Raw genomic sequence first — 26384 nt, forward strand, 5'->3', positions numbered from 1 at the left:
GGGTGAGGTCCCTGGTTCAAGTCCAGGATGGCCCATTCGTGTTTGGGGGTTTAGCTCAGTTGGTAGAGCGCCTGCTTTGCAAGCAGGATGTCAGCGGTTCGAGTCCGCTAACCTCCATCCAATGATGTTGCTCTGCCCTCAACTTATACCTGCATATTATTGCGGTAAGGAGTTTTGCTGTGAATGTGATCTTGACTGTTGTTCGCTGAAGATTTCAGCTTCTTTTCATTCTTCATGAGTTAGCCAACATATTGGCAAACATATTTGTTTGAAAGGACGCTGGACTCAACGATGCCCTGGAGACAGGGCTGTTTGAATGTCAGCAGAACCTTGACAACTGCATAGGTAAAGTCTGGAAATAAAGCATCTCATGGATGCTTGATTCTAGCTTGAGTTTCATCCAGCAATGGATAGGCCTTAAAGCTGGCATCAAGAAAATTCTATTGAGTTTTTAGAGCCGAGAGCTTCCAGTTTTCTTCTAAACCCGCCGAGGGTTAGGGAGTTTGATCCTGGTATTCAAACCGCAGGAGGCACTCAAAGAGATTTGAGTATTAAGTGTAGGTGAATCTAGAGAGAATAGGCCTCAACAGCCTGAAGAACTGGGAGTTAAAAATTGGTCAAACTACAAAGGGCTCACGGTGGATACCTTGGCACACAGAGGCGATGAAGGACGTAGTTACCTGCGATAAGTCTCGGGGAGCTGGAAACACGCTTTGATCCGGGAATTTCCGAATGGGGCAACCCTTAGAACGGCCGCCTGAATCCATAGGGCGGCACGAGCCAACCCAGCGAACTGAAACATCTTAGTAGCTGGAGGAAAGGAAAGTAAAAACGACTCCCTGAGTAGCGGCGAGCGAACGGGGAAGAGCCTAAACCGATGGTTTCGACCATCGGGGTTGTGGGACAGCAATGTGGACCAACGGAGTTAGAAGAAGCGTTTGAATGGCGCGCCACAGAGGGTGAAAGCCCCGTATTCGAAAACAAAGTTGGCCTAGCTGTATCCCGAGTAGCACGGAGCACGTGAAATTCCGTGTGAATCTGCGAGGACCACCTCGTAAGGCTAAGTACTCCTGTGTGACCGATAGCGAAACAGTACCGCGAGGGAAAGGTGAAAAGAACCCCGGGAGGGGAGTGAAATAGAACATGAAACCGTGAGCTTACAAGCAATGGGAGCCCGACTAATCGGGTGACCGTGTGCCTGTTGAAGAATGAGCCGGCGACTTATAGGCACTGGCAGGTTAAACCGGGAATGGTGGAGCCATAGCGAAAGCGAGTCTGAATAGGGCGATCGTCAGTGTTTATAGACCCGAACCCGGGTGATCTAACCATGGCCAGGATGAAGCTTGGGTGATACCAAGTGGAGGTCCGAACCGACTGATGTTGAAAAATCAGCGGATGAGCTGTGGTTAGGGGTGAAATGCCAATCGAACCCGGAGCTAGCTGGTTCTCCCCGAAATACGTTGAGGCGTAGCGTCTAGTGCTCCAGCAGGGGGGTAAAGCCACCGTTTCGGTACGGGCTGCGAGAGCGGTACCAAATCGATACGAACTCTGAATACCCTGTGTGTAACTAGGCAGTCAGACTGTGGGGGATAAGCTCCATGGTCGAAAGGGAAACAGCCCAGACCGCCAGCTAAGGTCCCCAAATCAATGCTGAGTGATAAAGGAGGTGGGATTGCCCAGACAACCAGGAGGTTTGCCTAGAAGCAGCCATCCTCAAAGGAGTGCGTAATAGCTCACTGGTCGAGCGATCCTGCGCCGAAAATGAACGGGGCTAAGCATTGTACCGAAGCTGCGGATTTGAGTCTTAATTGATTCCGATGGTAGGGGAGCGTTCCATGCGGTGTGAAGCGTTAGCGTAAGCGGGCGTGGACTACATGGAAGTGAGAATGTCGGCTTGAGTAGCGAAAACATGGGTGAGAATCCCATGCCCCGAAACCCTAAGGGTTCCTCCGGCAGGCTCGTCCGCGGAGGGTTAGTCAGGACCTAAGGCGAGGCCGAAAGGCGTAGTCGATGGACAACAGGTCAACATTCCTGTACCTGTGATGTTTTGGGAAGGGGGACGGAGAAGGCTAGCCAAGCCAGATGTTGGTTACTGGTCCAAGCGTTCGAGGCGTTGAGAACCGGCGAAAACGGTTTGAGCTGAGGCGTGAGTGCGAGCTGCTACGGCAGCGAAGTTGGTGATGTCATGCTTCCAAGAAAAGCCCTATACCCGTTAAGGCATCATGGCCTGTACCCGAAACCGACACAGGTGGGGTGGTAGAGAATACCGAGGGGCGCGAGGTAACTCTCTCTAAGGAACTCGGCAAAATGACCCCGTAACTTCGGGAGAAGGGGTGCCACCGCAAGGTGGTCGCAGTGAAGAGGCCCAGGCGACTGTTTACCAAAAACACAGGTCTCCGCTAAGTCGCAAGACGATGTATGGGGGCTGACGCCTGCCCAGTGCCGGAAGGTTAAGGAAGCTGGTCAGCGTAAGCGAAGCTAGCGACTGAAGCCCCGGTGAACGGCGGCCGTAACTATAACGGTCCTAAGGTAGCGAAATTCCTTGTCGGGTAAGTTCCGACCCGCACGAAAGGCGTAACGATCTGGGCGCTGTCTCGGAGAGAGGCTCGGCGAAATAGAATTGTCTGTGAAGATGCGGACTACGTGCACCCGGACAGAAAGACCCTATGAAGCTTTACTGTAGCTTGGTATTGTGCCCGGGCTCTGAATGCGCAGGATAGGTGGGAGGCTTTGATCATCGGCTTGTGGGTCGTTGTGAGCCAACGGTGAGATACCACTCTTTCAGAGCTAGGGTTCTAACAGTCACCCGTTATCCGGGGACTGGACAGTATCTGGTGGGCAGTTTGACTGGGGCGGTCGCCTCCTAAAAGGTAACGGAGGCGCGCAAAGGTTTGCTCAGGCTGGTTGGAAATCAGCCGACGAGTGTAAAAGCAGAAGCAAGCTTGACTGTGAGACCTACAAGTCGAACAGGGAGGAAACTCGGCTTTAGTGATCCGACGGTTCTGCGTGGAAGGGCCGTCGCTCAACGGATAAAAGTTACTCTAGGGATAACAGGCTGATCTCCCCCAAGAGTTCACATCGACGGGGAGGTTTGGCACCTCGATGTCGGCTCATCGCAACCTGGGGCTGAAGTCGGTCCCAAGGGTTGGGCTGTTCGCCCATTAAAGCGGTACGCGAGCTGGGTTCAGAACGTCGTGAGACAGTTCGGTCCATATCCGGTGCATGCGCAGGAATATTGAGAGGATTTCTCCCTAGTACGAGAGGACCGGGAGGAACGCACCTCTGGTGTACCAGTTATCGTGCCAACGGTAAACGCTGGGTAGCCATGTGCGGAGTGGATAACCGCTGAAAGCATCTAAGTGGGAAGCCCACCTCAAGATGAGTATTCCCATGGCGTTAGCCAGTAAGGTCACGGGAAGAACACCCGTTGATAGGCTCTATGTGGAAGCGCAGTAATGCGTGAAGCAGAGGAGTACTAATAGACCGAGGGCTTGACCAAAACTCAGGCTCTAAATAAAAGCTTGTTTCCAGTTCACAATCACTTGACTGAAAGGTTTAGTGTTTGTCTTACCTATGTAGTTCTCAGGGTTCAACCTGAGGATGAATACTATCCTGGTGTCCATGGCGCAGTGGACCCACTCCGATCCATCTCGAACTCGGCTGTGAAACGCTGCAGCGGCAACGATATTTGGGGGGCAGCCCCCTGAGAAAATAGCTCGATGCCAGGTAAAATATTCATCCCAACCATCTACGGTTGCTCTTTGTTTAGTAATATAGTAGTTGACTTAAAAGCCACCCTTGCGGGTGGCTTTTTTGTTGGTTAATTTGCGTCTAATGCTTGGATGGCCCTAAAGCGTGGCGCTACTGTCAGGCTAGATCTAATAGGTGGCAGGGTGGAGCGAGCAAGGGGTGTCGTGTTTTATCGAAAATGGGAATTCGGACAGAAGAAAAGATTGTTGCCATTTTGGTTGGCGTATAAGCTTTGGCTAAGGCTTGATTGCGTCGATTTAAGTGCTGCTTTTGCGTACCACAGTCTCCAGTCTTTATTCCCTGTTTTGTTAATTGCTCTCTCAATTGCCGCGAGATTGCTCGGCCGTGATGAGGGCTTGGTCGAACGGTTGTTGGTTGTTGTTTCGGATATCTTGCCCGATTCAGCGATTCCTATTTTTGCTACGACTTTGTCTGCTTTTTTAAGGCAGGGATTCGGGGCTGGAATCCTTGGTGCTGTCTTTTTGATTTTAACGGCCAGCAATGCTTACCTCACCCTGCAGCGTGGCGCTGATCGTCTCTGGTGGAACCGACCGACTGGTTTTGAGGCATTGCCGTGGAATCTTTTAGTGGTGCGTTATGTGCGTTTGCGTGTTAAGGCATTTGGGCTGGTTTCATTATTTGGGCTTCTTCTCGTGATAGATCAGGCTTTTACCAATATGCGCCTTTTGGGTTTGGCTGGTTTGTGGATTCGGGCCCTAGAGATTTGGCCTACCGCAAAGGCATTGCAGCGACCGGTATCTACACTGCTCGACCTGCTGATTTCGTTGTTAATTGCTATCGCGCTATCCATGCTGTTGTTATGGATGCTGCCCTCGCGACGTGTTGCGTGGCAAATACTATTTCCTGGAGCACTATTAATTGGTTCATCGATCACAATCCTCAATTTGGTGCTTGGCCGAATTCTGCTGACGCTGGGCCTCCGCTTTCAGGCCTATGGATTGGTGGGCGGCGTGCTGCTCTTGAGCCTTTGGGTCTGGTTGGTTGGTGTCATCCTGTACTACGGTCAATGCCTATGCGTCGTCCTTGATCGGCGCCAGCGCCTCAGGGTGGAAGCATCCTGCACTATTTGAATTCAGCTGATGCCGCGTTCGCGCACTTGGATTTGGTTGCTATTAGCGAGCTTGCTGCTGCTGGCTCCCGGGCCGGTAGGGCGCTTTGTGCTCGATCTGCTTGGAGGTATCACCCTGCTCCTGGTGCTGTTGCCCTTGTTCTTGGGTGCGGCGGGCTTTGTGGCATGGCAGGTTGTTCAACGGCGGCTGCGTACCTGCGAATCCTGCGGTTTCACCTCTATGCAGCAGGAATTTTGCCCGGCTTGTGGCAGCCCCTACGCTACTTCACCCATAGGTAATGAAGCAAGCGAACAGTTCGACGTTAGTAACGTCACAATTGACGTACAAGTTGTTGACGGTAAAGACCCTTCCTCGTGATTGGTGGTCGCTGATTCTCAGGGTTTAAGCAAAGCCCGGCTTAGCTTCGTGCTAGCTCCTCAAGACGTCGTTCCCGCAGATACAAAAAGAATGGAGCTCCAAAAGCGAAGGCCAGTGTCACGCAGCTAAGCAATACCCACGGTAGCCCGCGCATTTGTAGCCGCCTGCTTTCTTGTACGATCCAAATTACTACCGCAGTCGCTCCTATTGCTAGATCTCTGGATAGTGAAATGGCGGCTGGGTTTGCGTTTGCTAGGCGCACAAATAAGCCTAGGTCGAAACTTGCTCCGTATTCCTGAATGAATTCAATGTTTGCCAGCCAGGGGAGCACTGCTCCGCTGATCGCTAAGGCCAGATAGAGCCACTTCAGCGTCGAAGCTGCCTTGATGGCGGGTGTAGTTGAACTGTTGTTGGATTCAGGCGCCATGGTTTGAATTTGGTTATGGGAGATCGGTAAACGGATGTAAGTCTGTTTCGCCTTCTTGCCACAGCATTACTTCCTGTTCAACGTTATCGAGAACGGTTTCGCAGCGCTCCATGTAGGCGCGAGCTTGCCGATAGAGCCCGGTCATCGCCTCAACATCCAAGTCAGTGGCCTGCAGGGCTGCCAAGGTCAGCTGCAGGGCGGTGTGGGCTTCGTTGTACGAGAGATCGACACCAATATCCTTGTCGGTGGCGCCTCCGCTTGTTTTGCTTGTTGCTTTTGCCTTTGGCATGGTTTAAGGCGTAGCCGCACGGGCTTGGGGACTAATCTCGCGCACCATGGCGCTGACCTGGCCGTCGCTGAGCTGGGCGACCACGGCGAGGCCTTGTTCGACTTGCCGCACGGAACGCACTAAGACGCCATCGCCATTACGCAGCAGGCAGAAACCTCTTTCCAGTTGATGTGCTGGGGAAAGGGCTCGCAGCAGCTGCTGAGCGTGTACCAACTCCTGGCGACGACACTTCACCAGGCTGGTGGGATAGCAGGTTGCAAGTCGTTGCCGATCTCGGACTAATTGCTGACGTTCCCCCTGCAGCCTTAGATGTATGAGCTGCTGCAGATGCACCCCTTGCTGCTGCAGAGCCTGCAGCGCTATGCGGCGATCTGGCAGGAGGGCCACTAAGGCGGCGGTGGGGGTTGCGGCCCTGTAGTCGGCTACTAAATCAGCAACTGTGGTGTCGTCTTCATGGCCAATGCCGCTGACGACTGGCACAGGACAGGCGGCCAGACAGCGTGCCAGCTCTTCGTTGTCAAACACCGCCAGGTCTTCACGGCTTCCGCCGCCGCGGCCGATCACGATCGCATCGATTCCCAGCCGCTCCACCTGCTTGCTCACTTCCTCTAAGGCGCGGCAGATGGCTGCCTGTACAGGACCCTGCACTGGTATGGGCACTACGAGTACGGCCGCCGCGGGCCAGCGCTCGGCGCTGGTGCGCAGCATGTCGGCTAGGGCTGAACTCGGACAGCTCGTGAGTAGGGCGATACGACGTGGATAGGGGGGCAGGGGCCGCTTGCGGTGTGGATCCAGCAGCCCTTCGAGAGCCAGCCGGTCTCGTACCTGCTCGAATTGGCGCAGCACCGAACTTAAGCTCGGTCTGATGTCGAGTGCTTGAACGCAGAGGCTTGCCCGGTTGCTCCAGAAGTTGAGCTTGCCCACCACCACCACGCCATCCCCGTCTTCGGGAATGAAACTGAGCTTTGTCAGCTGAGAGGCCCAAACCACCGCGGAGATTGATGCCTGGTCGTCGACCAGAGTCATCCAGAGATGGCCCTTTTTGAGCTGGGGTCTGCTCACAGTGGCATCAAGCAAAAACCGGGGCGCAAAGCCCCGCTCCAGTAGCGATGCAACCGCCCCATTCAGTTCTGCCACGCCGTAGCGCGGTATCCCTGAAAATTCGCCCACTGCTGTCACGGCTTGATCTGCCGGTAGCAGAACCACCAGTAGATGCTCACTAGGCCAGCTAACAGAGCTACCGATCGCCCAATGGGATGGTCGACGCGCATCAGTCCTGCAGCGAAAATCACCAGAGCGCTGCTTAGCAGCCTTGAGCCATCACGGCGGTTATTGACGTAAAAGCGAGCCAAGGGCGCTTTGCCAGAAAAATCCAGTTTGGAGCAGACAGTCACAGGAAGGATCGATTTCTCTCAATCACGGCGAAGGCCCTGTTTCAGTCGCGCTTTGGTAAGTGCGGTTGCTTGGGCCTGTCGCGGTTCTTCCGGCCAGGGGTGACGGGGATAGCGACCGCGCAGCTCCTTGCGCACCGCCGCATAGCTGCTCTCCCAGAAGCCAACCAAATCCTGGGTGATTGCTGCCGGTCGCCCGGCCGGCGTGAGTAGGTGTACTGTCACGGCCAGCTGGCCAGCCATAACCGTCGGGTTGGTGCGGGTGCCGAATAGCTCCTGCAGCTTCACCGCCAGCACGGGCTGGCCGCTGCTGTAATCGAGGCTTACTTGGCGGCCAGAGGGCACTGGCAGAGCCACTGGCAGCAAGCGATCGAGTTTGGGACGCAGATCCCAGGGGGCTTCCCCCCAGAGGGCTTCGCTTAGGGGAAGGCCCTGCAGGTCGTCGCGGCTGCGTAGGCCGCTGAGGTGGGGACCAAGCCAATCATCCAGCTGCTCTAGCAACTGCTCGGGGCTACAGTTGGGCCAAGGCTCTCCTAAGTGCTGGTAAGCCAGGCTGAGGCGTTGCTGGAGTTGGCGGCTAGCTCGATCCCATGGCAGGGACTCCAGACCGAGCTGCCGCAAGCCATCTAGCAGGGCTCTGCGTATCAAGACTGGTTCGGCGTCGCTCCAGCTGCGTCGCTCCAGCACAAGTGCACCCAGCCGCAGCGAGCGTTCGCAGCGCACCCGCTGACTTTCCCCATCCCAGCGCGCTTCCACCGTGGCAAATCCCTGCCCGCCGGGCTGCTCCGCCAGCTGCCGCAGTTGCCCAATATCAATGGGCACAGCTAACTGGATGCGGGCGTCTTGGCCTTGTCCATCTAGCTGGGCAACGGCCAGCGCAGAGCAGGCCACCAGAGGGTCGTCTGCATGAAGCATTGCGCCACGGCCGCCACTGAGTAAAAAACGGCCAGGTCGGCCTGGTCTGACCAGGGCCAGACGCTCGGGATAGGCGGCGGCCACTAAGGCGGCTGCGGCCTCCGCCAGATTTGCTGATCGGCTAATCGGCATTGCGGCCGTAGGACTGGAGCTCTGACCGCCCAGCTGCCTGACCTGCCGGTGCAGCTGGGCCTGCAGCTGCTTCAGCCGGCGCTGCGGGCCGTCGCCAGGGCGGTTTTGTCCTAGCCAGTCAAGGCGCCGTAGTAGGTCACTCCCGGCCTCCTTACGGTCCAGGGGATCGCGCTCGCTCAATAGCACCGCCAGAGCGCAGGCCAGATCCAGCTGGCCTAGCTGCTCGCCCAGCAGCAGCAGCTGGGCGAGTCGCGGATGCACCCCCAGTTGGGCTAAGCGCTGCCCGTGGCCGTTCAGCCGCCCGCTGGCGGCTAGAGCCCCGAGTTGATCGAGGTGTTGACGGGCCTCCTGCAGGGGGGCTGGTGGCGGTGGGTCGATCCAATGGAGGTCGGCGCCAAGGGGATCGCCCCATTGGGCCAGTTGAAGAGCCAGCGGCAGGGGATCCACCTCCAGCAATTCCGGTGGATCGAAAGCGGGACGGCGCTGCTGTTCAGCGGGCGACCAGAGGCGCAGGCAGCGGCCTGGCTCTAGGCGACCAGCCCTGCCAGCCCGTTGCTCGGCACTGGCCTGGCTGGCGGGCACAGTGACCAGGCCGTCCAGTCCACTGCCTGGATCGAAGCGGTTGCGGCGGCTAAGACCGCTGTCGAGCACAAGGGTTACCCCGGCCAAAGTGAGAGAACTCTCAGCTATGGAAGTGGCCAACACCACCTTGCCGGCGGCGCCGCTGGCAGGGCCGATGGCGCGGCCTTGGGCCTCCAGGGGCAGGTTGCCGTGCAGGGGAACACACTCCACGCCCCCATGGCTGGGATCTCCCCAGCTCGTGGCGGCAATCATTCGGTGGCAGTCCTGTATCTCCCTCATTCCGGGCAGGAACACCAGCACAGTTTCACCGTCACCGCGCTGCTCTAGCCAGTGCTGCTCAAGGGCGCGCACCACCTGTTGCCCAAGCCGTTCGCTTGGCCGCGGTGGTTGGTGGCTGATTGTCACCGGATGGCAACGCCCTTCGCTGTTCAGCACGGTGGCCCCTGGCAGTTGCTCAGCCAATGGAGCCAGGTTCAGGGTGGCTGACATCACAACCAGGCGCAGCTCCGGCCGCAGCAGCTCTCGGGCTTGCCGCACCAGGGCCAGTGATAGATCCGTATCGGCGCCCCGTTCGTGGAATTCGTCGAAGATCAGGCAGTCCACTCCATCAAGGGAGGGGTTGGCCTGCAGGCGCCGCAAAAATAATCCGTCTGTCAGCACCTCCAGTTGTGTGGCTGCAGAGGTGCAGGACTCGAGCCGCACGCTGTATCCAACTTGCTGGCCGAGGGGCTCACCAAGATCAGCCGCCAGCCGTTGGGCTGCAGCTTTGGCGGCCAGGCGGCGCGGCTCAAGCATCCAGATCCGGCCGGTTTTAGTGCCGGCCCCGCCCGAGTTTGAATTAAGTCCAGCAAGCAGGGCCAGGGGCACCCGAGTGGTTTTGCCAGCTCCAGGAGGTGCCTGGAGCAGCACCGTGGCGCCAGGAGTGCATGCTTGCAACAGCGGCCCAAGCAGGCCGTCAATCGGCAGTGGGGGCTTGGGCAGGGGGCGTTAGCAGCGGGGCTCTAGCAGGGGTGCCATCGGCAGGTGGAAGGGCGTAGTGGGATCAACGCACGTGGCGAACGCCATCTACCGGGTGGTAGGCCTCGCCGGTGAGTTCCTCGTAGACGATTGCCGGCAGACCGGTTTCAAACATCGTCTGCAAGGCCTCTTTCAAATATGGATTCCAACCACCGGTGCTGACTTTGCCGTGGCGAACGGTCCAGTCCCAGGTGCCTTGCAAATCACGGGGGATGCGCCCCTCGCGATCACGGCGGGCGACCAGGTCCTGGGATTCCACTAGCCCCACCAGAATTGGATCTTTGCCGTAGGCGGGTGTGATGCTGAGCTCAAGCCGAATCGGATCGTCTTTGATCAGCTTGAGGCGAAAGCGAGGCGGCAGTTTCAGATTGGTCAGCACTGCTGCCACGATTCGGGTCCGTTGATCCACTGTTTGTCTCCGCTAAAACACGAGCTCAACGGAGAGCCTATTCAGCTGAGGTCTCCTGGGTAAACGGGTTGTTCGTTGTCACCGCTGAAACGGACGGTCAACAGGTCTTCTTGGGTGATCTGACCTTGAGAATCAAGTAACTCGGGGTGGATAGTAAGTCGCCCGGTCCGGTCGTTGTTTGGCCTCACCTGGGGGCCCTGGGGGACTGCGGTGCCCAATGCATCCCTATCACCAGGACGGGGAATGGCCCGGAAACCCTGGCCCATCACTTTGAAGGCTTGCCAGAGCAGGGCTACGAAGCAGGCGGCGTAAATCAGGGGGAAAAGCTGGGAAAGCAAGTTGTTCATGGCCGAATATCAGGCCTCAGATCGTGGAATATGTGAAGCAGATCCATCATTGCCTGATCCGAGCCGCCTGGGGATCGGAGCCTGTGGCCTCGCTGCTGTTAGCAACCATCCAGGCCCAAAGGGTGCTGAACGCGGCGCCGAAGGCGAGAAAGGCAATTAGGAGCCGCCCGGTGTCCATGGATTGAAAGATTTGTTAATCAATTTTAGGGCTGGTATTGGGTGCCTGTGGCAGGGGAAGCAGGAGGGAAATCACCCTATAGGCGTCTGGAGCCTGGCTGCCTACGGTTTTATTTAGTTGCTGGTTGTAGTAATGGCTGGATTGCGCGCCTTGCCCTGGCTGGGTTCTGGGCTAGTGGTGCTGGGTCTGATGACACCCCCGGCTCCCTGGTCAGCTGCTGCCGTCCGTGCCCAGAGCGCAGTTTCTGCCAGCTTGAATCGCCAGTCGTTTGTGGCTGCTGCTGTTCGCCGAGCTGGGCCCGCAGTGGTCACCATCGACACGGAACGGACAGTGGCTACATCAGGCGGTTCTTCGGGAGGCTTGCCCAGGGGCCTGCTCAACGACCCCATGTTTCGCCAATTTTTTGGCATGCCCCAGCTGCAGCAGCAGCCTTCTCAGCGCACGGAGCGTGGGCAGGGAAGCGGCTTCATTTTCCAAGTAGATGGCCTGATCCTTACCAATGCTCACGTAGTGGAGAAAACAGACCGGGTGACGGTTGGGCTGCAGGGAGGTCGTCGAGTTGAGGGCACGGTGGTCGGTCTCGATCGCCTCACGGATCTGGCGGTTGTGAGGTTGGCTGGAGGTGGCCCTTGGCCAGTAGCGCCCCTGGGCAACTCCGACAGCCTTCAGGTGGGCGAGTGGGCAATTGCCGTCGGCAATCCATACGGTTTGGACAACACCGTGACTATGGGCATCATCAGCAACCTCAACCGTAATGCCAGCAAGCTGGGCATTACGGACAAGCGCTTGGATCTGATCCAGACCGATGCAGCCATCAACCCAGGCAATTCAGGCGGTCCGCTGCTGAATGCGGATGGCGAGGTTATAGGTATAAACACATTAGTGAGAACTGGTCCTGGTGCTGGCTTGGGCTTTGCCATCCCCATTAACAGGGCTCGAGACATTGCACAACAACTAATCGCTACCGGTAGAGTCAGTCACCCGATGATTGGAGTAAGTCTTGATGGGGTGCGTCCTGGGGATGGAACCGGCCTGAGTCAAGGGGTTCGGGTGATGTCTGTGCAGACTTCAGGGCCATCGGCCCGCGCAGGCCTGCAAAAGGGGGATGTGATTGTTGCTGTGGGCGATCAGCCGATTTCAAGCCCCTCGCAGCTAGTAACAGCGGTTGAGCGGGCAGGGGTTGGGGGCAGCCTGCTGCTTCGGATTAGTCGCTCGGGAAACTTGATGCAGTTGACGGTTGTTCCAGTCCAAATGGCCCCACCCCGCTAGGCGGCCTCCTGCCCCCAAGGACCGCCCAGCTCAAGGGGGGATTTAACTGGAGCGCCGAGCTGCTGGCGCATCACCCATTGGGTAGCTGCTTTCTGGCTGTGCCAGGCCTGCAGCAATTGCTTGGCAATCCCTTGCAAGGTCTTGGGGTCGGCGGTGGCCTCGATGGCCCGGCTCATGCGTTCCAGCTCAAACTGCTGACCGAGACTTAGGGCAAGTGGTTCTGACATGGCAAACCCCGCAGTGGTCTGTTGGATGCGCCAACGCTACAAAGTGTTTCATTCACGTGCGTAGCGGTTGCAACAGGGCGACTTCCTTGTGCGGATTCGCTGTTCTGCGGGGAAGGCCTGGCCGAGGTGTGGGATCAGGGCTGCTCACGCAGCTGCTCCACGCAGCGCGTCACGCAGGCGCCGTCATCCAGGGAGCAAGTGGTGATGCATTCGAAGTACACCTCAAGAGGGTCGCTTGAGCCGATGCTTTCCTGGTGGCCTGCGTTTTGGTAGCTAGTGCCCTGGGTGTTGAGTCCCATGTGTGCGCTATTCATGATCTCCTGTAGTTGCGGCTACCTGTCAGCTTATGCACACCAAACCGAAGGGTCCAGGGAAATGAGTCTTCCTGCCTAAGCCGCGGTGAAGTTCTGTGTAGAAGCTGGGAAGCGCCGCAGGCGCTGGGTGGGGTCAGCTGGTTTTAGCTTGCGATTTACGTGCCGCTTGCTTGGCTTTATTAGCGGCCTGTTTTGTCGCCTTGCGCTCGGCTTCTTCAGCCTGGCTGGCCAGGCTGGCTTCCTCATCCTTCTTGGTGAGGTAGTAGGAATAATCGCCGCGGTAAAGCACCAACTGGCCATCGCGTATCTCCACGATCCGGTTGGCCACACGTGAAATGAAATAGCGGTCATGGCTCACCAGGAGGGCCGCACCCTCGTAGGCGATCAGCGCGTCTTCCAGCATCTGCTTGGCTGGAATGTCGAGGTGGTTGGTGGGCTCATCGAGCACTAGCAGATTGCAGGGACTTAGCAGCATCAGAGCCAGAGCTAGCCTGGCCTTCTCCCCTCCAGAGAGCTTTCCGGCCTCCTTGAATACGCTTTCGTTGCTGAAGCAGAAACTGCCCAGCAGGGAGCGCACCTGGGTTTGGGTCCAGTCGGGCACAACCTCGAAGATCGTGTCGATCACGGTTTTGGAGAGGTCTAGGGCTTCGGCTTGGTTCTGCTCGAAGTAGCCAGCCACCACGTTGTGCTCACCGAGGCGGGCGCAGCCATCCTCCGGCTGTTCGTTGCCCATGATCAGCCGCAACAGGGTCGACTTGCCGGCGCCGTTGGGCCCGACAAAGGCGATGCGGTCACCCCGCTCCACCTCCAGTTCAGCGCCCAAAAACAGGATCTGCTCGCCGTAGCTGTGGGTCAGGTTTTGAATATCTGCCACCAAGCGCCCAGAACGTGGTGCTTCTGGGAAGCGGAAGCGCGGCCCGCCAATGCCTTCGAGTGGAGCTTCGACCCGCTCAACCTTCTCCAGCAGTTTCTCCCGGCTTTTGGCCTGGGTGGAGCGGGTTGCGCTGGCCCGGAAGCGGTCGATGTAGGCCTGCTGGGCTCCCAGCTCCTTCTGTTGCCTGTCAAAGGCGGCCTGGGTGGCTTCGCGCTCCAGGGCTTTCTGCTCCAGGTGCTGGCTGTAGTTGCCCAGGTAGGTGCGCGATACCCCCCGTTCGGTCTCGACTATCTGGTTGCAGACCCGATCCAGGAAAGTGCGGTCGTGGCTGATCACCACTTGAGCTGCTGTCTGCTCGAGCAGGTAGCCCTCAAGCCACTGGATCGTTTCCACGTCTAGATGGTTGGTGGGCTCGTCGAGCAGCAACAGATCGGGTTCCTGGAGAAGGATTTTGCCGAGGGCGATGCGCATCTGCCAGCCGCCGGAGTAGTCCCCCACTAGCTGTTCGGCGCCTTCGGGGCTGAAGCCAATATTGGGCAGCAGTTTGTCGATGCGGGCGTCGAGCTCGTAGCCGTGCAACGCCTCAAAGCGACTATGCAGCCTGCCCAGCTCATGAATTAGCTCGTCGAGATGCTTCGGGTCGCTGGCGGCCTGCTCGCTGGCCATCTCGTGCTCAACCTGGTGCTGGCGTATCAGCACCTCGGCGGCTTCGCCGAAGGCCTGGAACAGTTCCTCGCGCACCGTTCGGGCTGGATCGACGTCGAATTCCTGTTGTAGATAGGCAATTCGGGGCTCGCCCTGTTTCACCACAAGACCACTGCTGGGCTCTTCCAGCCCGGCAATAATCTTCATCTGGGTTGACTTACCGGCCCCGTTGACGCCCACTAGGCCAATGCGGTCTCCAGGTTTCACCTCCCAGGTGACATCGCGCAGCACCTCGCCGGTGGGATAGATCTTGCCGATGCGTTCGAGGCGGAGCACGTAGAAGGGTCTCGGGACCAGCTCCATCATCCCTGGCGGCCTATCTGCCTGGGGGCCGGCGGAGCATTCACGTGGTGCAGACTCGAATGATCTGCCTGTGTAGTGGCCATGATCAAACGCCTTGAGCAGGTGGCGGCCCTGGTGGTCGCGGCTGGTCTGGCGATCGTGAGTTACTGGCTGTTTTTCAGCTGGGCGGGTGGGGACCGCGATCAGCGTCAACAGCGCCGCACCAACTCAGAGCCCTCCCCGGGCCTTCACCAGCCACTGCTTGCTGACGCTGTCATCAAGGCTGGCAACGTAGGAGCGGATCTCTTGGGAGGTAACCGGCAAATTGAACTGCTGGCCCAACTCCATAATTCGGCCAATGGCTCCGTTGGGGTCCTGAAGGGCTTGGCGGAATAGCGCCTGAGTTAGGGAGTGGTCGGCGCTGATTCGGCCGTAGAGCTCGGCGACATTGCTGGCGGTCATTGCAGTCAGCTACTGGCTAACCACTAAAATAATGCGTGTCAGGCGGCTTGCAGGCTTTCACCTTGCTCGGGTGTGCCACAGGCGGATGCATCTTCCATGCTGCGGGCGTCTAAGCAGAGCACCTTGCGCAGCTCGGCGTAGTTTGCCGCCAAGGCGCCACGGCCCTCCTGCTGGGCTCCGTATTCGGCCCTTTGCAGCACGTGATGCAGGTGAGTGAGCAGATAGGTGCTGATCACAGCGGAGACAAGTACGTCACTGCGTTCTGCGGTCCGGCGTTTGCGGCCTTGGGCTGCTGAGGGGGTGGTTGAGGCGCGAGGGGTGGAGGAACGGGGCACGGTGTGCACCTCCGATGGGATGGTTGCCTTCAGCATAGTCTTGGATACTACCCTTGTGCATCTCTGTACACTGGTTGCTACCTGAGGGGTGTGATCCAAGCCGCTCCAGCTTCAGTTCACTTTTGCTTCAGAACTCAGTGGCCACCCGGCAGACCTCATCCAGTGGCAAGGCGAAGTCACCTCGTATTCAGGTGGTATTGCCCGAAGAGCTCTGCCAGCGGCTGGCTGATCTCGCTGACGTCGAGTCCCGCACGGTGAGCAACATGGCCAAGGTGCTGATTCAGCAGGGCGTGGAACGGCTTGAGCAGGCCCAGGGGGGCTTTCAGGCTGAGCTTTTCCGCCAGGGACTGGAGGCCAGTCAGGGCCAGAAGCCCCAACGCCTGCGCGGAGCTCCCCGCAGGGTTCGCTTGCATCGACCGGACTGAGGATGGGCGCTTAGGCCCAGCACGGCGCCGCCGCTCGCTCCGGTGACCGAAGGCAAATTGCCCTGATGCTCAAGAACGTGCCACCAGGCCAGCAGGGCGAAGGCCAAGGCTTCTCGCTCCGCCTCGCCGATGCCGAATTCCGCCAGTTGCCTCACGATCAGACCTCGGCAGCGGCGTTGCAATTGTTCAACCAGCAGGCTGTTGCGGCAGCCCCCGCCAGCTAACAGCAGCTCTATCGGCTTAGGGCCATGCTCTAGCTCCTGGGCCACTACCGCCGCACTGAAGCCGCTCAAGGTGGCCAGGGCATCCGCGGGGTTTCTTCCCCCTATTTCGGCCAGTCGGCGCTCCAGGTCTGCTTGGCCAAACAGTTCACGACCGGTGGATTTCGGCGGCGGGCTCTGGAAATAGGGCTCGGCCAGCCAGCGCTGAATCAGAGCTTCATCGATCTGGCCCCGGCGGGCCCAGGCCCCATCGGCGTCATAGGCCTGCTTACCGCCACTGAAGTGCAGGGTTGCCAGATCCAGCAAAGTATTAGCTGGGCCGCAGTCCCAGCCCCGCACCGGCAGGGAGCTATCTGGCCCTTGAGCGGGTGGAATCAAGGTGAGGTTGGCGATGCCCCCCAGATTCAGCACGGCCCGCCAGCCGCCGCAGCGACCTAGCAGGGCCTGGTCCGCGGGGGGGACAAGGGGCGCCCCTTGGCCGCCGAGGGCAAGATCGGCGCTGCGAAAATCGAATATCACCGGCTTGGCAAGCAGTTCCGCTAGCAGCTGCCCCTGCAGTATTTGCCAGCTGGCTCCTCGCTTGCCCTGCTGGGGTGGTCGATGCCAGAGGGTCTGGCCATGGCAGCCAACTAACTGGGCATGGTCTTGGGGGTCGCATGCCCGAGCTGCCAGAGCTTGCTGCTCGGTTACGGCTTCCGCCAACTCGAGCAGGGTTGCGCTGTTGACCAGCTGACCTTGGCCGATGCCGACCAGCTGGCGCTGGAGCTTGGCCGGGTAGGGGTTGAAGTGGTGGCTTTCAATCCGCCAACGCGGATGTTGGGGTGGCCCACTGAAGTTGGCCAAAACGGCATCCACGCCATCGGCGCTAGTGCCACTCATCAACCCCAACACCCGCATCAACCCAGGCTCACTTGTTGGGCTGGGGGGTCATGCGCAGGTAGGGCTTGATTTCCGTGACGCCCTTGGCAAACTTGGCTCGGGCATCTTCGGTGGAGATCGATGGCACCACCACGCAATCGTCGCCGTCTTTCCAGTTCACCGGGGTAGCCACGGAGTGGTTGTCGGTGAGCTGAAGCGAATCGATCACCCGCAGGATTTCGTCGAAGTTGCGGCCGGTGCTGGCGGGGTAGGTGATCTGTAGGCGCAGTTTTTTGTTGGGATCGATGATGAACACCGAACGCACGGTCAGATTGTTGAGTGAATTGGGATGGATCATCCCGTAAAGGTCGCTCACCTTTTTGTCCGCATCCGCCAGGATCGGATAATCAACTGTTGTGTTCTGGGTTTCGTTGATATCGCAGATCCAGCCGTTGTGGCTTTCGGCGGAATCCACGCTCAGGGCGATGGTTTTGACATTGCGCTTCTGCCATTCGGCGCGCAGCCTGGATACCTCACCTAATTCGGTGGTGCAGACCGGGGTGTAATCGGCCGGGTGAGAGAACAGCACAACCCAGCTATTAGCGCCGAAGTCGTAAAGGTTGATCGGGCCCAGCTGGGAATCCTGGGTGAAATCGGGAACGGTATCGCCGAGTTGGAGTGCCATGGGAGGCTTTAGGGCAAGGGGAATGCTCTGATTGATCGTGCCACAACTCAGAGCGGGCATGTGGTGTTTTCGTGCTCAGGCGCTGACTCGGGCCAGCTGCGCAGCTCCTGGCGCAGGTGCTGCAGGCCCAGGCAAGCCGTGGCGGAAATGAACAGGGCCGTTGGTGCTAGCACCCGGGCTCGCTCCACCTCCCCAGCGGGACAGCGGTCGATCTGATTAGCGATCAGTCGCCTTGGGGCCGTCGCACCAAGGGAATCGAGAATGGTGTTCACGGTGTGCCACTGCTCGGGCCAGGCCGGGTCGGCTAGATCAACCACGACCAACAGCCCCTCAGCTTCAAGGGTTTCCTCCAGGGTTGAGCGGAAGGCTTCCAGCAGGGGCGGCGGCAAATCGCGGATGAAGCCCACCGTGTCTGTGAGCAGCAGTGGCTCCGGCAGCTCCAGGCGCCGGGTGGTGGGATCGAGGGTGGCAAACAATGCGTTTTCGGCCAGTACGGCGCGGGCCTCGCTTGCCCTAGTAAGCGCGTTGAGCAGGGAGCTTTTGCCAGCGTTTGTGTAGCCGACTAGGGCCAGACGCCGCAGCCCCTGGCGGCTGTGGCGCAACCTGGCCCGGTGTTCGCCCAGTTGGCTCACCTCTCGCTGCAACCGCTCGATACGGCGGGCGATGGCGCGGCGGTCTTTTTCCAGTTGGGTTTCTCCTGGCCCCCGGGTGCCGATACCTCCCCCCTGCCGCGACAAGCTGCGGCCGCGGCCCGTGAGCCGGGGCAGCCTGTAGCGCAGTTGGGCCAGTTCCACCTGCAGGCGTCCGGCGGCGCTGGCGGCCCGTTGGGCAAAGATGTCGAGGATCAGTTCGCTGCGATCGCTCACCGGCAGGTCCAGTAGCCGCTCCAGGTTGCGGGCCTGCACCGGTGTGAGCTCCCGGTCGGTCACCACCAAAGTGGCGCCGAGCCGCCTGGCCTCCAGGGCCGCTTCTCCTACTTTTCCCTCACCCCAGAGGGTTTGGGCTGCTACCTGGCTGCGGCGCTGCTCCACCACCCCCACCGGCACGGCGCCGGCGCTGTGCACCAGGCCCTCCAGTTCGGCGATTAGGCGTTGGGCCCTGCCGCGGTCACCGGGGGTGAGGGCCAGCAGCAGCACCCGTTCGGGACCGTCTTGGTTGGTGCCAACGGCGCTAATCCTGGGCTCGTTTGGTGGCGTAAGGCTGAGGGGATCGCGGCTGCACAGCTGGGCCAGATCTTCAGCGGCTTCGCTTGTCCAGGGTTCGGCGGCGTCGGGATGGGCGACCAGCAGTTGGGCTGGCCATTGGCCCCCGGACTCAGCCCTGTCGCCGAAGCGCAGCCAGAGTATGGGGGCTAAATCCAGCCCCACAATTCCTTCCTGGCGGCCGGCTTCGAGCTGTTTGGTTCGGCCGCAGCAGGTGATCAGGCGCAGCTCAGAACCCTGACGGCGCTCCGATCCGGGTAGGCGCTCCAGCAGCCGGCCCGATTGCTCCAGTGGACCTACCCACAGCAGCCGGCACAGGCCCCGGCTATCTACTACCAGGCTGAGCGGCAGCTCCAGCTCGCGACTTTCACTAGCAAGCCGCTGCAGGCAGAGCAGCTCTGCCACCTGGTCGTCGGGATGGCGCCGGTGGCATAGGCGTTCCAGGCGTCTTTTCTGGGCGGGTCGCAAGCCGGCCGTGCGCCCCGCCAGGCCGGCTTGTTTCACCACAGATGGACAGCAATTGCTGATTTGATCATGGGCGTTTTACCCGTATCAAATTTTGACTCCCCAGCAGCGTCAACGGGGCCAGTCCGCCAGCCAGCCGGCGGCCACCTTGAACTGGTGCGATTTGCCAGGTAATCGAGCTAGGTATGCCAGTCTGCGGATCTGAAATGCCGCTGCTCCAGCCAAGGTGAATCCCCCGCCAACGAGGCTGGCCTCCCCCCGGCCCAAGCTCATCATTTCGCCAAGGTCGTTGTAATGGAAGGGCTCCAGCGGTTCTCCGGCGAGAGAACGGAGCAGGTTTCCTGCCAGGCACTCCGCCTGCTGGAAGGCCACCTGGGCGGTGGCTGGCAGCCGGCACTCCTGCTGGGCAATATCGCCTAAGGCAAACAGATAGGGGTGGTCGACCAGCTGCAGGCTGGGCTCACAACTCAGTCGCCCCAGCTGATCAACGGGAATTGCCGGCTGGCATTCCGGCGCCTGAAAGCGCAGGCCGGCAGTCCAGATCACCCCATCAACATTGAGCTGCTCAGTCCCTGTGGGCCCTAGCAGGGTCAGTCCACCGGCCTGAACTGCCTCGACGCGGGTTTTGGTTCTTAACCTCACATCCCGGCGCTGTAGGGCTTGCTCGGCCTGCTCTCGATTGAAGGCTTTGGCCTGGGGCAGCAGTCCGGGGCCCTGCTCGATCAGGTCCACGATCGTGCTGCCTTGCAATTGGTCGGCCAACTTGCAGGCCAATTCCACCCCGCTGGCTCCCGCTCCCACTACGGCTAGACGCTGCAGGGGCCTGGACCGCTCCTTCAAGGTCTGGATCAACTTCTGCAGGCGTTCCACATCTGCCAAGGTCCGAAAGCCCAGGCTGTATTCAGCGACGCCGGGGATGCCGAAGTCGTTGGTCTGGGCCCCAGTGGCTAGCACCAGGCGACTGAAGGGCAGGCACCGGCCGCTGGATGTGTAGACATGAGACGAACGGGTGTCGATTCGCACTACTCGGTCTTGTAGCCAGGCCACTCCTTTGCCCGCCAGCACGCTGTCGTAGCGGGGGGCGATTTCCCAGCTGCGGAGTTCGCCACTAAGCAGCTCGTAAAGCAGGGGCAAGAACAAGAAGCGATCGTTGGGTTCGATCAGCAGAATTGGAGGGTGTTGACGACGCGCTGCTAGGGCGAGTGCGGTGTAAAGGCCACCAAAGCCTCCGCCTACGATCACCACAGGCGCTGTAAGCGGGGTCTCCGCAGCCTCCGATCGCCCAGCCTCAGGGTTCAGCATTGCTTTGGTGGTCTAACGCCGGCACCTGCATTTGAACCCTAACCAGCGACTCACTCAAAGGGCGATGATGGCTCCATGCAGACGGTTTCAGCCCCAGCCCTTCCCCCCGATGGCGCCGGTCGGCCGATCGATCTGGCCGCTGCCCGGGTGCTGCTGGCTCCCCTGACGGCCCAGGAGCGCCTGCGCTGGGCCCTGGACACCTTCGAGGCAGGGTTTGCACTCACGACCAGTTTTGGTATCCAGGCGGCAGTGCTGCTGCACATGGTGAGCGAGCTCACCGGCAAGTCAGGTAGGCAGGTGGCCGTGATTTGGGTTGATACGGGCTATCTGCCCCAGGAGACTTACCAATACGCCGAGCGACTGGTTGAGCAGCTCCAGCTCCAACTAGTTGTGGCCCAGTCAGCCATGAGCCCTGCCCGGATGGAAGCTCTGCACGGCCGCCTCTGGGAGACAGACCAAGGTGGAGATCTTGAGCTCTACCACCGCATCCGCAAGGTGGAGCCTCTCGATCAAGTTCTCACCGATCTGAAGGTGACCTGTTGGGCCAGTGGCGTGCGCGGCAGCCAGACCGACCATCGCAGGGCGATGGAACCCCTTGATGCGGTTCGTCAGCGCTGGTCGCTGCGGCCGCTGCTCTCCTGGAGCAAACGGGATGTGTATTACTACATGGAAGAGCACAAGCTGCCCCAGCATCCGCTGTTTGAGCAGGGTTATTCCACGGTGGGCGACTGGCACTCCAGTGCTCCTGATTTGGGAGATGTCACTGGCCGGGCGACCCGTTTTGGTGGGCTTCAACAGGAATGTGGCATTCACCTGCCGGGACTGATGGGCGAGGGCATCTGAACGAGGGCCGTTGGCTGCTGATCGGCAACAGCCGATGGCACTGGGCAGCGGGTGAGCCGGGCGCTTTGTGCACTTGGAGTGCCCAGGCGGGTGTGGGCGAACTCAAGGGGCTGGTGGCTTGGGCTGCGGTCGGCCCTGTGCCGGCGGCTGCCCCCCTGCCGCCGGAGCGGCGGCTGCTTTTGAAAGATGTGCCCTTGTTGGAGCAGCCTGACTGGCTGGGGGTGGATCGTGCCTTAGGGGGGTGGCGAGCTTGGTGCCTTGCTGGTGCTCCCGTATTGGTGGCGGACAGCGGCACAGCCTTGAGCCTCACTCTGATTACCGCCGAGGGTCGATTTGCGGGCGGCCGGTTGCTGGCGGGGGCGGCCTTGCAGTTGCGGGCCCTAGGCGCTGAAACCGCAAACCTGCCAGCCATGGAGCCGCCTCCAGCCCTGCCCTCGAAGCTTTGGCCCCACTTCACAACAGACGCTATGGCTGCTGGAGTTTTGCGGGGGCTGGCGGCAGCTGTAGCTGAGGCTGGGCGCGAAGCCCAAATCAGCTGCCCAGGCTGCAGCCTGTGGCTCACGGGAGGGGATGGATCACTGCTGGCGCCGTTGTTACTGCAGCTGCTAGCCAGCGACATGCAGGTGCAGCTGGCTCCGAACCTGGTCCTTGAGGCCCTAGCTGAACTCAGGCCAGGCCCAGATCGCTGAGGATGTCATCGGCCATGGTTTCAGCCTTCACTTTCGTGTAGCTCTTTTCGATTTTTCCCTCAGCGTCCACCACAAAGGTGTGACGCATCATTCCCATATATTCCTTGCCCATGAATTTCTTGAGTCCGTAGCTTTCATAGGCCGCGGCCACTGGGCAGGGTTCGGCGTCGCTAAGCAAGGTGAAGGGGAGGTCGTATTTGGCGATGAATTTGGCGTGGCTGCTGGCCCCGTCTTTGCTGATGCCGAGCACGGTGATGCCTTGCTTTTCGAATGCCGCCCACTGGTCGCGAAAATTGCAAGCCTCTTTGGTACATCCAGGGGTGTCGTCCTTGGGATAGAAGTAAATGACCACCCGTTGGCCCTTGAACTGGGACAGCTTCACCGCCGTTCCCGTCTGGTCTGGCAGGGTGAAATCGGGGGCGGGATCGCCGATCTGCAGTGCCATTGGACATCAAACCACTTACTGGCATGAGCCTAAGCAGCAGCTGGGAGATGCCGCAGCGTCAGGCTCCCCAGCTTTGGTTGCGCTCCTTAGATGGTGGTGACCTCGGTTGCCTATCCAGCAGGGAACGGAGTTGGGGCGCCGCTCTGCCGGAGCCGCAGCGACATCGCTACTTCCACAGCCGGGCGCAGCTCCGGCAGCAGCTGGCGGAGGTGTTGGGCTGTGCTGACGCCGATGTGCCCCTCCATAGTCCGCCGGGCCAGCCACCCCAGCTGACAGATGGCAGGGGTTGGGTCAGCCTCAGCCATAGCGGCGCTGTTTTGCTGATCGGTTATTCCAGGTATCCCATCGGAGTCGACCTCGAATCCACGGCTCGACCGCTGCAGCCAGCGGGGTTGATGAGACGGTTTTATCCAAATGCTGAACAAGCCCAGTTGCAGGATTTGATTGGGGAGGAGCTGCGGCGAGCGGTGCTCACCAGCTGGGTGCTGAAGGAAGCGGCGATTAAGTGGCGCCATCGCACCCTGGCGGCGGAACTGGCTCTGTGGTTTTACGACCATGGCAGCGGCAGATTGCGGCATATCGGGGATGGGGCCCAGCCGGATTGCAGCAGCGCGGTGCAGCGGGGTTGGCGATGGGGCGCTGTTGGTGAGGATTGTGCGGGGTTGGTGCTGCAGGCGTAAGAACTGCCTAATTAGGCGAAGGTGCAGGAAGAAGCGTGCAGGATTTGCCAAAAAACGCAAATTTGCTGCTGCAATCCGTTGCGGCTCTTCAGTTATTTATGTGTCGATGTGCTCTGCTGACTTGCTTCTTTTGTGAAATGCGGCAGTGCGTGGCTACTTTCGAAGAGAACTGATTCCACGTCTCTTGTGATCAAGCGTTTGCTGGCCGGCCTTTTTGTGGGTACGGCCCTCTCGGCGGTGGCCCTGCCAGCGTCCGCCGCAGTCGACAACAATCTCCCCGTTCGTTGGAACACCGGCGGTGCTGTGTGGTCCACCAACCAGGATGCCTTCAATACATTTCTGCAGTCTGGTGAAGTCACCGATCGGGGGCTTGAAGGCGGCCTGAAGCGCTCCGGCTGGACCGCTGCCGAGGTTCGTGAGGGTATGAACAAGGCCTACAACGTGGACTTCGTTGGCGTCTCCCGCTTCCTTTACTCGGATGCCGGTGTGAAGTTCCTCAAGAACCAAACCACCAGCTACTTCCCCTACTGGAGCATGAACACCTTCGCGGTGCAGGCTCTGCGCTCGGCGATCGTGGCCGATGCCCGTGACGGCCAGATCTCCTCGGCCGGCATCATGCAGGCCCTGCCTACAGACATGCGCCTAGCCGATTTCTGCAACACCTACACCGGCGCTCAGAACGTCTGCGCAGAAGGTCGTTGCCAAGGTGAAGCCCAGTGCACATCTCTGCTCTCCTGGTACGTGTTCCTGCCGGCTTGCATCCAGGCCAACCAAATGGCCGATCCCGTGGCTCAAGTGCGCATGCTTGTCCCTGCCCCGGTTCAGCAGGCCCAACCTGAAGCCATCCGCGGCCTCTGGTGATCATTGGTTTGGTGTTCGGCTCGCATTAGGCGGTTCACCACCCCAGCTGCCCCGGCTAGCGCCGGGGCTTTATCAAGGTGTGCTCAAGGGCCTGGGGCAGGGGCTGTCCTTGCAGGCGGCTAAATGCTTCTCGCAGGCTTTGCACTGTCTCAATGGCTAGGGGCTTGCCCCGGAGCGCGGCCATCGCTTCGAGATAGGGGCTGGCCGGGGCCAGCCAGCGTTCGATCAGCTCGGCCGTCAGCTCGAGTTGGAGCGACTCCCGCCACTGCTCCTGCTGCACTTGCCACCCCGCAGCGATCAAGCTGCGTTGGCTGATCAGGGCGGTGCTCTGGGCCTGGATCAGCCGCTGCCCCTCCAGGTGAGTTAGCTCCTCCAGCAAGGTTTGCAGGGAGGGTTCTGCCGTGCCGATCAGGGCCTGCAGCCCTGCTGCTGGTCCGAGTTGGGGAGTGCTGAACAGCAGGCGCCATTGGCCGGTGTCGCCCAGCAGCGCCCCTGCCTGGCCGATCCAGGCCTCGATTTGTTCGGCGCTGAGGCCCTGCCAGGGTTGCCGCGCTATCACCCAGTCGAAGCGGGCCCCGGAGTCAAGTGCGAGTTGTGGTTCGAGCTGGGAGCTAAGGGCGGCAGGGGTTTGGGGAGGCACCAGCAGCAGCTGGGGCTGGCGCAGGCTGTCGAGCACCTTCAGCTGGGCCTGCAGCCGCTCCCGGTCGGAGGCCTGGGCCACCGTGATCACTACCCCGCCCTCGGGCGTAGCGGCCAAGGGATCTAGGGCCCATAGCAACGACCTCGCCTCCAGCACCAGCACCCGGTCGTGGCGCCGCCAGACCACCCCATCCCAGAACCGACGTCTCAGGGTGTCGAGTCGTTCTCCCTCGGCGGCGGCTTGCCGCTGCAGCCAGCGCTCCAGCTGGGGATCCTCCGGACTGCTGCTAAGCACGTCGCCCTGATCCGCCGCCATCTCAGCGGCAGCCGCCAGCTGGGCGGCCCGCCGCTGTTGCAGGCGCTCGCGCCTCTGGCCCTCCCAGCCCAGGCTGCCCGGTTGCCAGAAGATCTCACCTTGAAGTGCGCCAGGTAAGTACTGCTGGGCTACCCAGTGCTCCGCGTAGGCATGGGGGTAGCGGTAGCCCACTCCATCGCCAAAAGCCTGGCCATCACGGTTGGCGTCGCGCAGGTGGGCTGGCACCTGCTGACGGTTGGCGCTGCGCACGCTTTTGAGGGCATCGAAGAAACCCAGCACGCTGTTGCTCTTCTCCGCTCCCGCCAAATAAAGAGCTGCCTGGGCCAGTGGGTAGAGCCCCTCCGGTAAGCCCACTCGCTCGAAGCTGGCCGCGCAGGCTTCCACCACCACCACGGCCTGGGGATCGGCTAGGCCGATGTCTTCGCCAGCGGCGATCAACATGCGGCGGAAGATAAAGCGCGGATTTTCGCCCGCCTCCACCATGCGGGCCAACCAGAAAAGGGCCGCATCGGGATCGGAACCGCGCAACGATTTAATGAAGGCGCTGATCGTGTCGAAATGGGCATCCCCCTGCTTGTCGTAGAGCACCGCCCGCTGCTGAATCGACTCCTCGGCGATGGTCAGATCGATCCTGATGCAGCCATCAGCTCCAGGAGGAGTGGTCTCCACAGCCAGCTCCAGGGCATTCAGCAGGCTGCGGGCATCGCCGCCGGCCACATCAACCAGGTGGTCGGCGGCCTCGAGGGTCACGAGGATGGAGCGTTCGCCGTAGCCCACCTCGGGGTCTCGCAGGGCCCGCTCCAGCAGCTGGCGCAGGTGTGCTGGCTCAAGCGGTTGCAGGCGAAACAACCGCGAACGGCTTACCAGGGCTTTGTTGACTTCGAAATAGGGGTTTTCGGTGGTGGCTCCGATCAGATTCACCGTGCCGTTTTCCACCCAGGGCAGCAGGGCGTCCTGTTGGGCGCTGTTGAAACGGTGCACCTCATCGATGAACAGGGTGGTGCGCAGGCCATGGTGCGCCAGGCGTTGCTGGGCCGCGTCCACCTCGGCCCGCAGATCCTTGACGCCGGCAAGTACGGCGTTGAGGCTGCTGAAGTGGGCCCTGGTGCTGCCAGCAATGATCCGGGCCAGGGTGGTTTTGCCTACCCCAGGCGGGCCGTGCAGGATCAGGTTGCCGACTCGATCGGCAGCGATGGCGCGGCGTAGCAGGCGTCCTACGCCGAGGATCGACTCCTGACCCACGAAGTCATCAAGGTTGCGGGGGCGCAGCCGGTCGGCGAGGGGCGCTACCCGGGCCAGGGTGATGTCGCGTTGATGGCTGAACAGGTCGCTCACGAGGTCGCCGCAGCGCCGTTCTGAGGCCATCATCGGCCCGCCGGCGATACGCTCCGGCCACGCGG

Annotated in this window: 26 protein-coding genes, 1 tRNA gene, 2 rRNA genes and 1 pseudogene; 12 read left to right on the top strand and 18 right to left on the bottom strand. The window is 60.3% G+C overall.

Features of this window, described 5'->3' with window-relative positions:
- Window positions 1-44: 44 nt before the first annotated feature.
- The 5 genes from AC01FP_RS05005 to AC01FP_RS05025 all read left to right on the top strand — a co-directional run bounded on the left by AC01FP_RS05005 (window position 45) and on the right by AC01FP_RS05025 (window position 5198).
- Window positions 45-117 (top strand) — tRNA-Ala (locus AC01FP_RS05005).
- A gap of 498 nt (window positions 118-615) precedes the next feature.
- Window positions 616-3499 (top strand): 23S ribosomal RNA (locus AC01FP_RS05010).
- Between the two features lie 112 nt (window positions 3500-3611).
- Window positions 3612-3728: ribosomal RNA gene (rrf, locus tag AC01FP_RS05015) — 5S ribosomal RNA — on the top strand.
- A gap of 114 nt (window positions 3729-3842) precedes the next feature.
- Window positions 3843-4841: a YihY/virulence factor BrkB family protein gene (locus AC01FP_RS05020; RefSeq protein ID WP_474478570.1), complete on the top strand. Its 999-nt coding sequence runs from the start codon at window positions 3843-3845 to the stop codon at window positions 4839-4841.
- Window positions 4842-4850: 9 nt separating this feature from the next.
- Window positions 4851-5198, top strand: coding sequence for a zinc ribbon domain-containing protein (locus AC01FP_RS05025; RefSeq protein WP_474478571.1), 348 nt, complete (start codon window positions 4851-4853; stop codon window positions 5196-5198).
- 40 nt (window positions 5199-5238) lie between these two features.
- On the opposite strand, the gene AC01FP_RS05030 is transcribed toward AC01FP_RS05025, so the two are convergent.
- The 7 genes from AC01FP_RS05030 to AC01FP_RS05060 form a co-directional block, all read right to left on the bottom strand.
- Window positions 5239-5625: a DUF2834 domain-containing protein gene (locus tag AC01FP_RS05030; protein ID WP_474478572.1), complete on the bottom strand. Its 387-nt coding sequence runs from the start codon at window positions 5623-5625 to the stop codon at window positions 5239-5241.
- A 13-nt stretch (window positions 5626-5638) separates the two neighbouring features.
- Window positions 5639-5914, bottom strand: a complete 276-nt coding sequence (locus AC01FP_RS05035; RefSeq protein WP_474478574.1) for an exodeoxyribonuclease VII small subunit — start codon at window positions 5912-5914, stop codon at window positions 5639-5641.
- 3 nt (window positions 5915-5917) lie between these two features.
- Window positions 5918-7093, bottom strand: coding sequence for an exodeoxyribonuclease VII large subunit (gene xseA / locus AC01FP_RS05040; RefSeq protein ID WP_474478576.1), 1176 nt, complete (start codon window positions 7091-7093; stop codon window positions 5918-5920).
- The gene (locus AC01FP_RS05045; RefSeq protein ID WP_474478579.1) at window positions 7090-7308 is read right to left on the bottom strand and encodes a hypothetical protein; all 219 of its coding nucleotides are present in this window, start codon (window positions 7306-7308) and stop codon (window positions 7090-7092) included. The genes xseA and AC01FP_RS05045 overlap by 4 nt, the downstream gene beginning before the upstream one ends.
- Window positions 7309-7326: 18 nt before the next feature.
- Window positions 7327-9915, bottom strand: coding sequence for an ATP-dependent helicase HrpB (gene hrpB, locus AC01FP_RS05050; RefSeq protein WP_474478647.1), 2589 nt, complete (start codon window positions 9913-9915; stop codon window positions 7327-7329).
- A gap of 61 nt (window positions 9916-9976) precedes the next feature.
- A complete protein-coding gene (locus tag AC01FP_RS05055) occupies window positions 9977-10360 on the bottom strand; it encodes a hypothetical protein (RefSeq protein ID WP_474478580.1) in 384 nt (127 codons plus the stop codon).
- 41 nt (window positions 10361-10401) lie between these two features.
- Window positions 10402-10707, bottom strand: a complete 306-nt coding sequence (locus tag AC01FP_RS05060; RefSeq protein ID WP_474478581.1) for a DUF2973 domain-containing protein — start codon at window positions 10705-10707, stop codon at window positions 10402-10404.
- A gap of 310 nt (window positions 10708-11017) precedes the next feature.
- Between AC01FP_RS05060 and AC01FP_RS05065 the strand changes: the two genes are divergently transcribed.
- Window positions 11018-12154 (top strand): trypsin-like peptidase domain-containing protein, encoded by a 1137-nt coding sequence (locus tag AC01FP_RS05065; protein WP_474478582.1) that lies wholly within the window; start codon window positions 11018-11020, stop codon window positions 12152-12154.
- Here the strand turns inward: AC01FP_RS05065 and AC01FP_RS05070 are convergent.
- Window positions 12151-12381 (bottom strand): hypothetical protein, encoded by a 231-nt coding sequence (locus AC01FP_RS05070; protein WP_474478583.1) that lies wholly within the window; start codon window positions 12379-12381, stop codon window positions 12151-12153. The genes AC01FP_RS05065 and AC01FP_RS05070 overlap by 4 nt on opposite strands.
- Between AC01FP_RS05070 and AC01FP_RS05075 the strand changes: the two are divergent.
- Window positions 12369-12503: pseudogene (locus tag AC01FP_RS05075) on the top strand (hypothetical protein); the annotation flags it as partial. The gene AC01FP_RS05070 and the pseudogene AC01FP_RS05075 sit on opposite strands and share 13 nt — an antisense overlap.
- A gap of 12 nt (window positions 12504-12515) precedes the next feature.
- Here the strand turns inward: AC01FP_RS05075 and AC01FP_RS05080 are convergent.
- From AC01FP_RS05080 to AC01FP_RS05095, 4 genes are all read right to left on the bottom strand, one after another.
- Window positions 12516-12695, bottom strand: a complete 180-nt coding sequence (locus tag AC01FP_RS05080) for a hypothetical protein (RefSeq protein WP_474478584.1) — start codon at window positions 12693-12695, stop codon at window positions 12516-12518.
- Window positions 12696-12828: 133 nt separating this feature from the next.
- Window positions 12829-14550, bottom strand: coding sequence for an ABC-F family ATP-binding cassette domain-containing protein (locus tag AC01FP_RS05085; RefSeq protein WP_474478650.1), 1722 nt, complete (start codon window positions 14548-14550; stop codon window positions 12829-12831).
- A gap of 234 nt (window positions 14551-14784) precedes the next feature.
- Complete coding sequence (locus AC01FP_RS05090) at window positions 14785-15018, bottom strand: hypothetical protein (protein ID WP_474478586.1); 234 nt, start codon at window positions 15016-15018, stop codon at window positions 14785-14787.
- A gap of 38 nt (window positions 15019-15056) precedes the next feature.
- Entirely contained in the window at window positions 15057-15389 is a 333-nt protein-coding gene (locus tag AC01FP_RS05095; protein ID WP_474478588.1) for a hypothetical protein, read from the bottom strand.
- A 101-nt stretch (window positions 15390-15490) separates the two neighbouring features.
- Here AC01FP_RS05095 and AC01FP_RS05100 point away from each other — a divergent pair, with 101 nt between their 5' ends.
- Entirely contained in the window at window positions 15491-15778 is a 288-nt protein-coding gene (locus tag AC01FP_RS05100; RefSeq protein ID WP_474478591.1) for a ribbon-helix-helix domain-containing protein, read from the top strand.
- On the opposite strand, the gene AC01FP_RS05105 is transcribed toward AC01FP_RS05100, so the two are convergent.
- The 4 genes from AC01FP_RS05105 to AC01FP_RS05120 all read right to left on the bottom strand — a co-directional run bounded on the left by AC01FP_RS05105 (window position 15712) and on the right by AC01FP_RS05120 (window position 20454).
- Entirely contained in the window at window positions 15712-16896 is a 1185-nt protein-coding gene (locus tag AC01FP_RS05105; RefSeq protein ID WP_474478593.1) for an anhydro-N-acetylmuramic acid kinase, read from the bottom strand. The two genes, AC01FP_RS05100 and AC01FP_RS05105, sit on opposite strands and share 67 nt — an antisense overlap.
- 10 nt (window positions 16897-16906) lie before the next feature.
- A complete protein-coding gene (locus AC01FP_RS05110; RefSeq protein ID WP_474478595.1) occupies window positions 16907-17542 on the bottom strand; it encodes a peroxiredoxin in 636 nt (211 codons plus the stop codon).
- A gap of 47 nt (window positions 17543-17589) precedes the next feature.
- Window positions 17590-19248 carry a GTPase HflX gene (hflX, locus tag AC01FP_RS05115; protein ID WP_474478598.1) on the bottom strand — a complete coding sequence of 553 codons (1659 nt, stop codon included), beginning with the start codon at window positions 19246-19248 and terminating at the stop codon, window positions 17590-17592.
- A gap of 72 nt (window positions 19249-19320) precedes the next feature.
- A complete protein-coding gene (locus tag AC01FP_RS05120) occupies window positions 19321-20454 on the bottom strand; it encodes an NAD(P)/FAD-dependent oxidoreductase (protein WP_474478600.1) in 1134 nt (377 codons plus the stop codon).
- Window positions 20455-20586: 132 nt separating this feature from the next.
- Between AC01FP_RS05120 and AC01FP_RS05125 the strand changes: the two genes are divergently transcribed.
- Both AC01FP_RS05125 and AC01FP_RS05130 read left to right on the top strand, forming a co-directional pair.
- Entirely contained in the window at window positions 20587-21354 is a 768-nt protein-coding gene (locus AC01FP_RS05125) for a phosphoadenylyl-sulfate reductase (RefSeq protein ID WP_474478603.1), read from the top strand.
- A gap of 92 nt (window positions 21355-21446) precedes the next feature.
- A complete protein-coding gene (locus AC01FP_RS05130; RefSeq protein ID WP_474478605.1) occupies window positions 21447-22043 on the top strand; it encodes a type III pantothenate kinase in 597 nt (198 codons plus the stop codon).
- Here AC01FP_RS05130 and bcp read toward each other — a convergent pair.
- Window positions 22021-22488, bottom strand: a complete 468-nt coding sequence (bcp, locus tag AC01FP_RS05135) for a thioredoxin-dependent thiol peroxidase (RefSeq protein ID WP_474478607.1) — start codon at window positions 22486-22488, stop codon at window positions 22021-22023. The genes AC01FP_RS05130 and bcp overlap by 23 nt on opposite strands.
- Before the next feature lie 23 nt (window positions 22489-22511).
- On the opposite strand from bcp, the gene AC01FP_RS05140 reads away from it, so the two are divergent.
- Window positions 22512-23168, top strand: a complete 657-nt coding sequence (locus AC01FP_RS05140) for a 4'-phosphopantetheinyl transferase family protein (RefSeq protein WP_474478609.1) — start codon at window positions 22512-22514, stop codon at window positions 23166-23168.
- A 186-nt stretch (window positions 23169-23354) separates the two neighbouring features.
- Window positions 23355-24029, top strand: coding sequence for an alpha/beta hydrolase (locus AC01FP_RS05145; RefSeq protein ID WP_474478612.1), 675 nt, complete (start codon window positions 23355-23357; stop codon window positions 24027-24029).
- Window positions 24030-24084: 55 nt separating this feature from the next.
- On the opposite strand, the gene AC01FP_RS05150 is transcribed toward AC01FP_RS05145, so the two are convergent.
- The gene (locus tag AC01FP_RS05150) at window positions 24085-26352 is read right to left on the bottom strand and encodes an AAA family ATPase (RefSeq protein WP_474478615.1); all 2268 of its coding nucleotides are present in this window, start codon (window positions 26350-26352) and stop codon (window positions 24085-24087) included.
- Window positions 26353-26384 lie beyond the last annotated feature (32 nt).

The sequence above is a fragment of the Cyanobium sp. NIVA-CYA 375 genome, assembly GCF_056108345.1.

What these genes read in the sequence shown, in the direction of transcription:
- AC01FP_RS05020 (WP_474478570.1), top strand. Translation starts at nt 3,843, where the DNA reads ATGGCCCTAAAGCGTGGCGCTACTGTCAGGCTAGATCTAATAGGTGGC.
- AC01FP_RS05025 (WP_474478571.1), top strand. Translation starts at nt 4,851, where the DNA reads ATGCCGCGTTCGCGCACTTGGATTTGGTTGCTATTAGCGAGCTTGCTG.
- AC01FP_RS05030 (WP_474478572.1), bottom strand. Translation starts at nt 5,625, where the DNA reads ATGGCGCCTGAATCCAACAACAGTTCAACTACACCCGCCATCAAGGCA.
- AC01FP_RS05035 (WP_474478574.1), bottom strand. Translation starts at nt 5,914, where the DNA reads ATGCCAAAGGCAAAAGCAACAAGCAAAACAAGCGGAGGCGCCACCGAC.
- AC01FP_RS05060 (WP_474478581.1), bottom strand. Translation starts at nt 10,707, where the DNA reads ATGAACAACTTGCTTTCCCAGCTTTTCCCCCTGATTTACGCCGCCTGC.
- AC01FP_RS05065 (WP_474478582.1), top strand. Translation starts at nt 11,018, where the DNA reads ATGGCTGGATTGCGCGCCTTGCCCTGGCTGGGTTCTGGGCTAGTGGTG.
- AC01FP_RS05070 (WP_474478583.1), bottom strand. Translation starts at nt 12,381, where the DNA reads ATGTCAGAACCACTTGCCCTAAGTCTCGGTCAGCAGTTTGAGCTGGAA.
- AC01FP_RS05080 (WP_474478584.1), bottom strand. Translation starts at nt 12,695, where the DNA reads ATGAATAGCGCACACATGGGACTCAACACCCAGGGCACTAGCTACCAA.
- AC01FP_RS05090 (WP_474478586.1), bottom strand. Translation starts at nt 15,018, where the DNA reads ATGACCGCCAGCAATGTCGCCGAGCTCTACGGCCGAATCAGCGCCGAC.
- AC01FP_RS05095 (WP_474478588.1), bottom strand. Translation starts at nt 15,389, where the DNA reads ATGCTGAAGGCAACCATCCCATCGGAGGTGCACACCGTGCCCCGTTCC.
- AC01FP_RS05105 (WP_474478593.1), bottom strand. Translation starts at nt 16,896, where the DNA reads ATGCGGGTGTTGGGGTTGATGAGTGGCACTAGCGCCGATGGCGTGGAT.
- AC01FP_RS05110 (WP_474478595.1), bottom strand. Translation starts at nt 17,542, where the DNA reads ATGGCACTCCAACTCGGCGATACCGTTCCCGATTTCACCCAGGATTCC.
- AC01FP_RS05125 (WP_474478603.1), top strand. Translation starts at nt 20,587, where the DNA reads ATGCAGACGGTTTCAGCCCCAGCCCTTCCCCCCGATGGCGCCGGTCGG.
- bcp (WP_474478607.1), bottom strand. Translation starts at nt 22,488, where the DNA reads ATGGCACTGCAGATCGGCGATCCCGCCCCCGATTTCACCCTGCCAGAC.
- AC01FP_RS05140 (WP_474478609.1), top strand. Translation starts at nt 22,512, where the DNA reads ATGAGCCTAAGCAGCAGCTGGGAGATGCCGCAGCGTCAGGCTCCCCAG.
- AC01FP_RS05150 (WP_474478615.1), bottom strand. Translation starts at nt 26,352, where the DNA reads ATGATGGCCTCAGAACGGCGCTGCGGCGACCTCGTGAGCGACCTGTTC.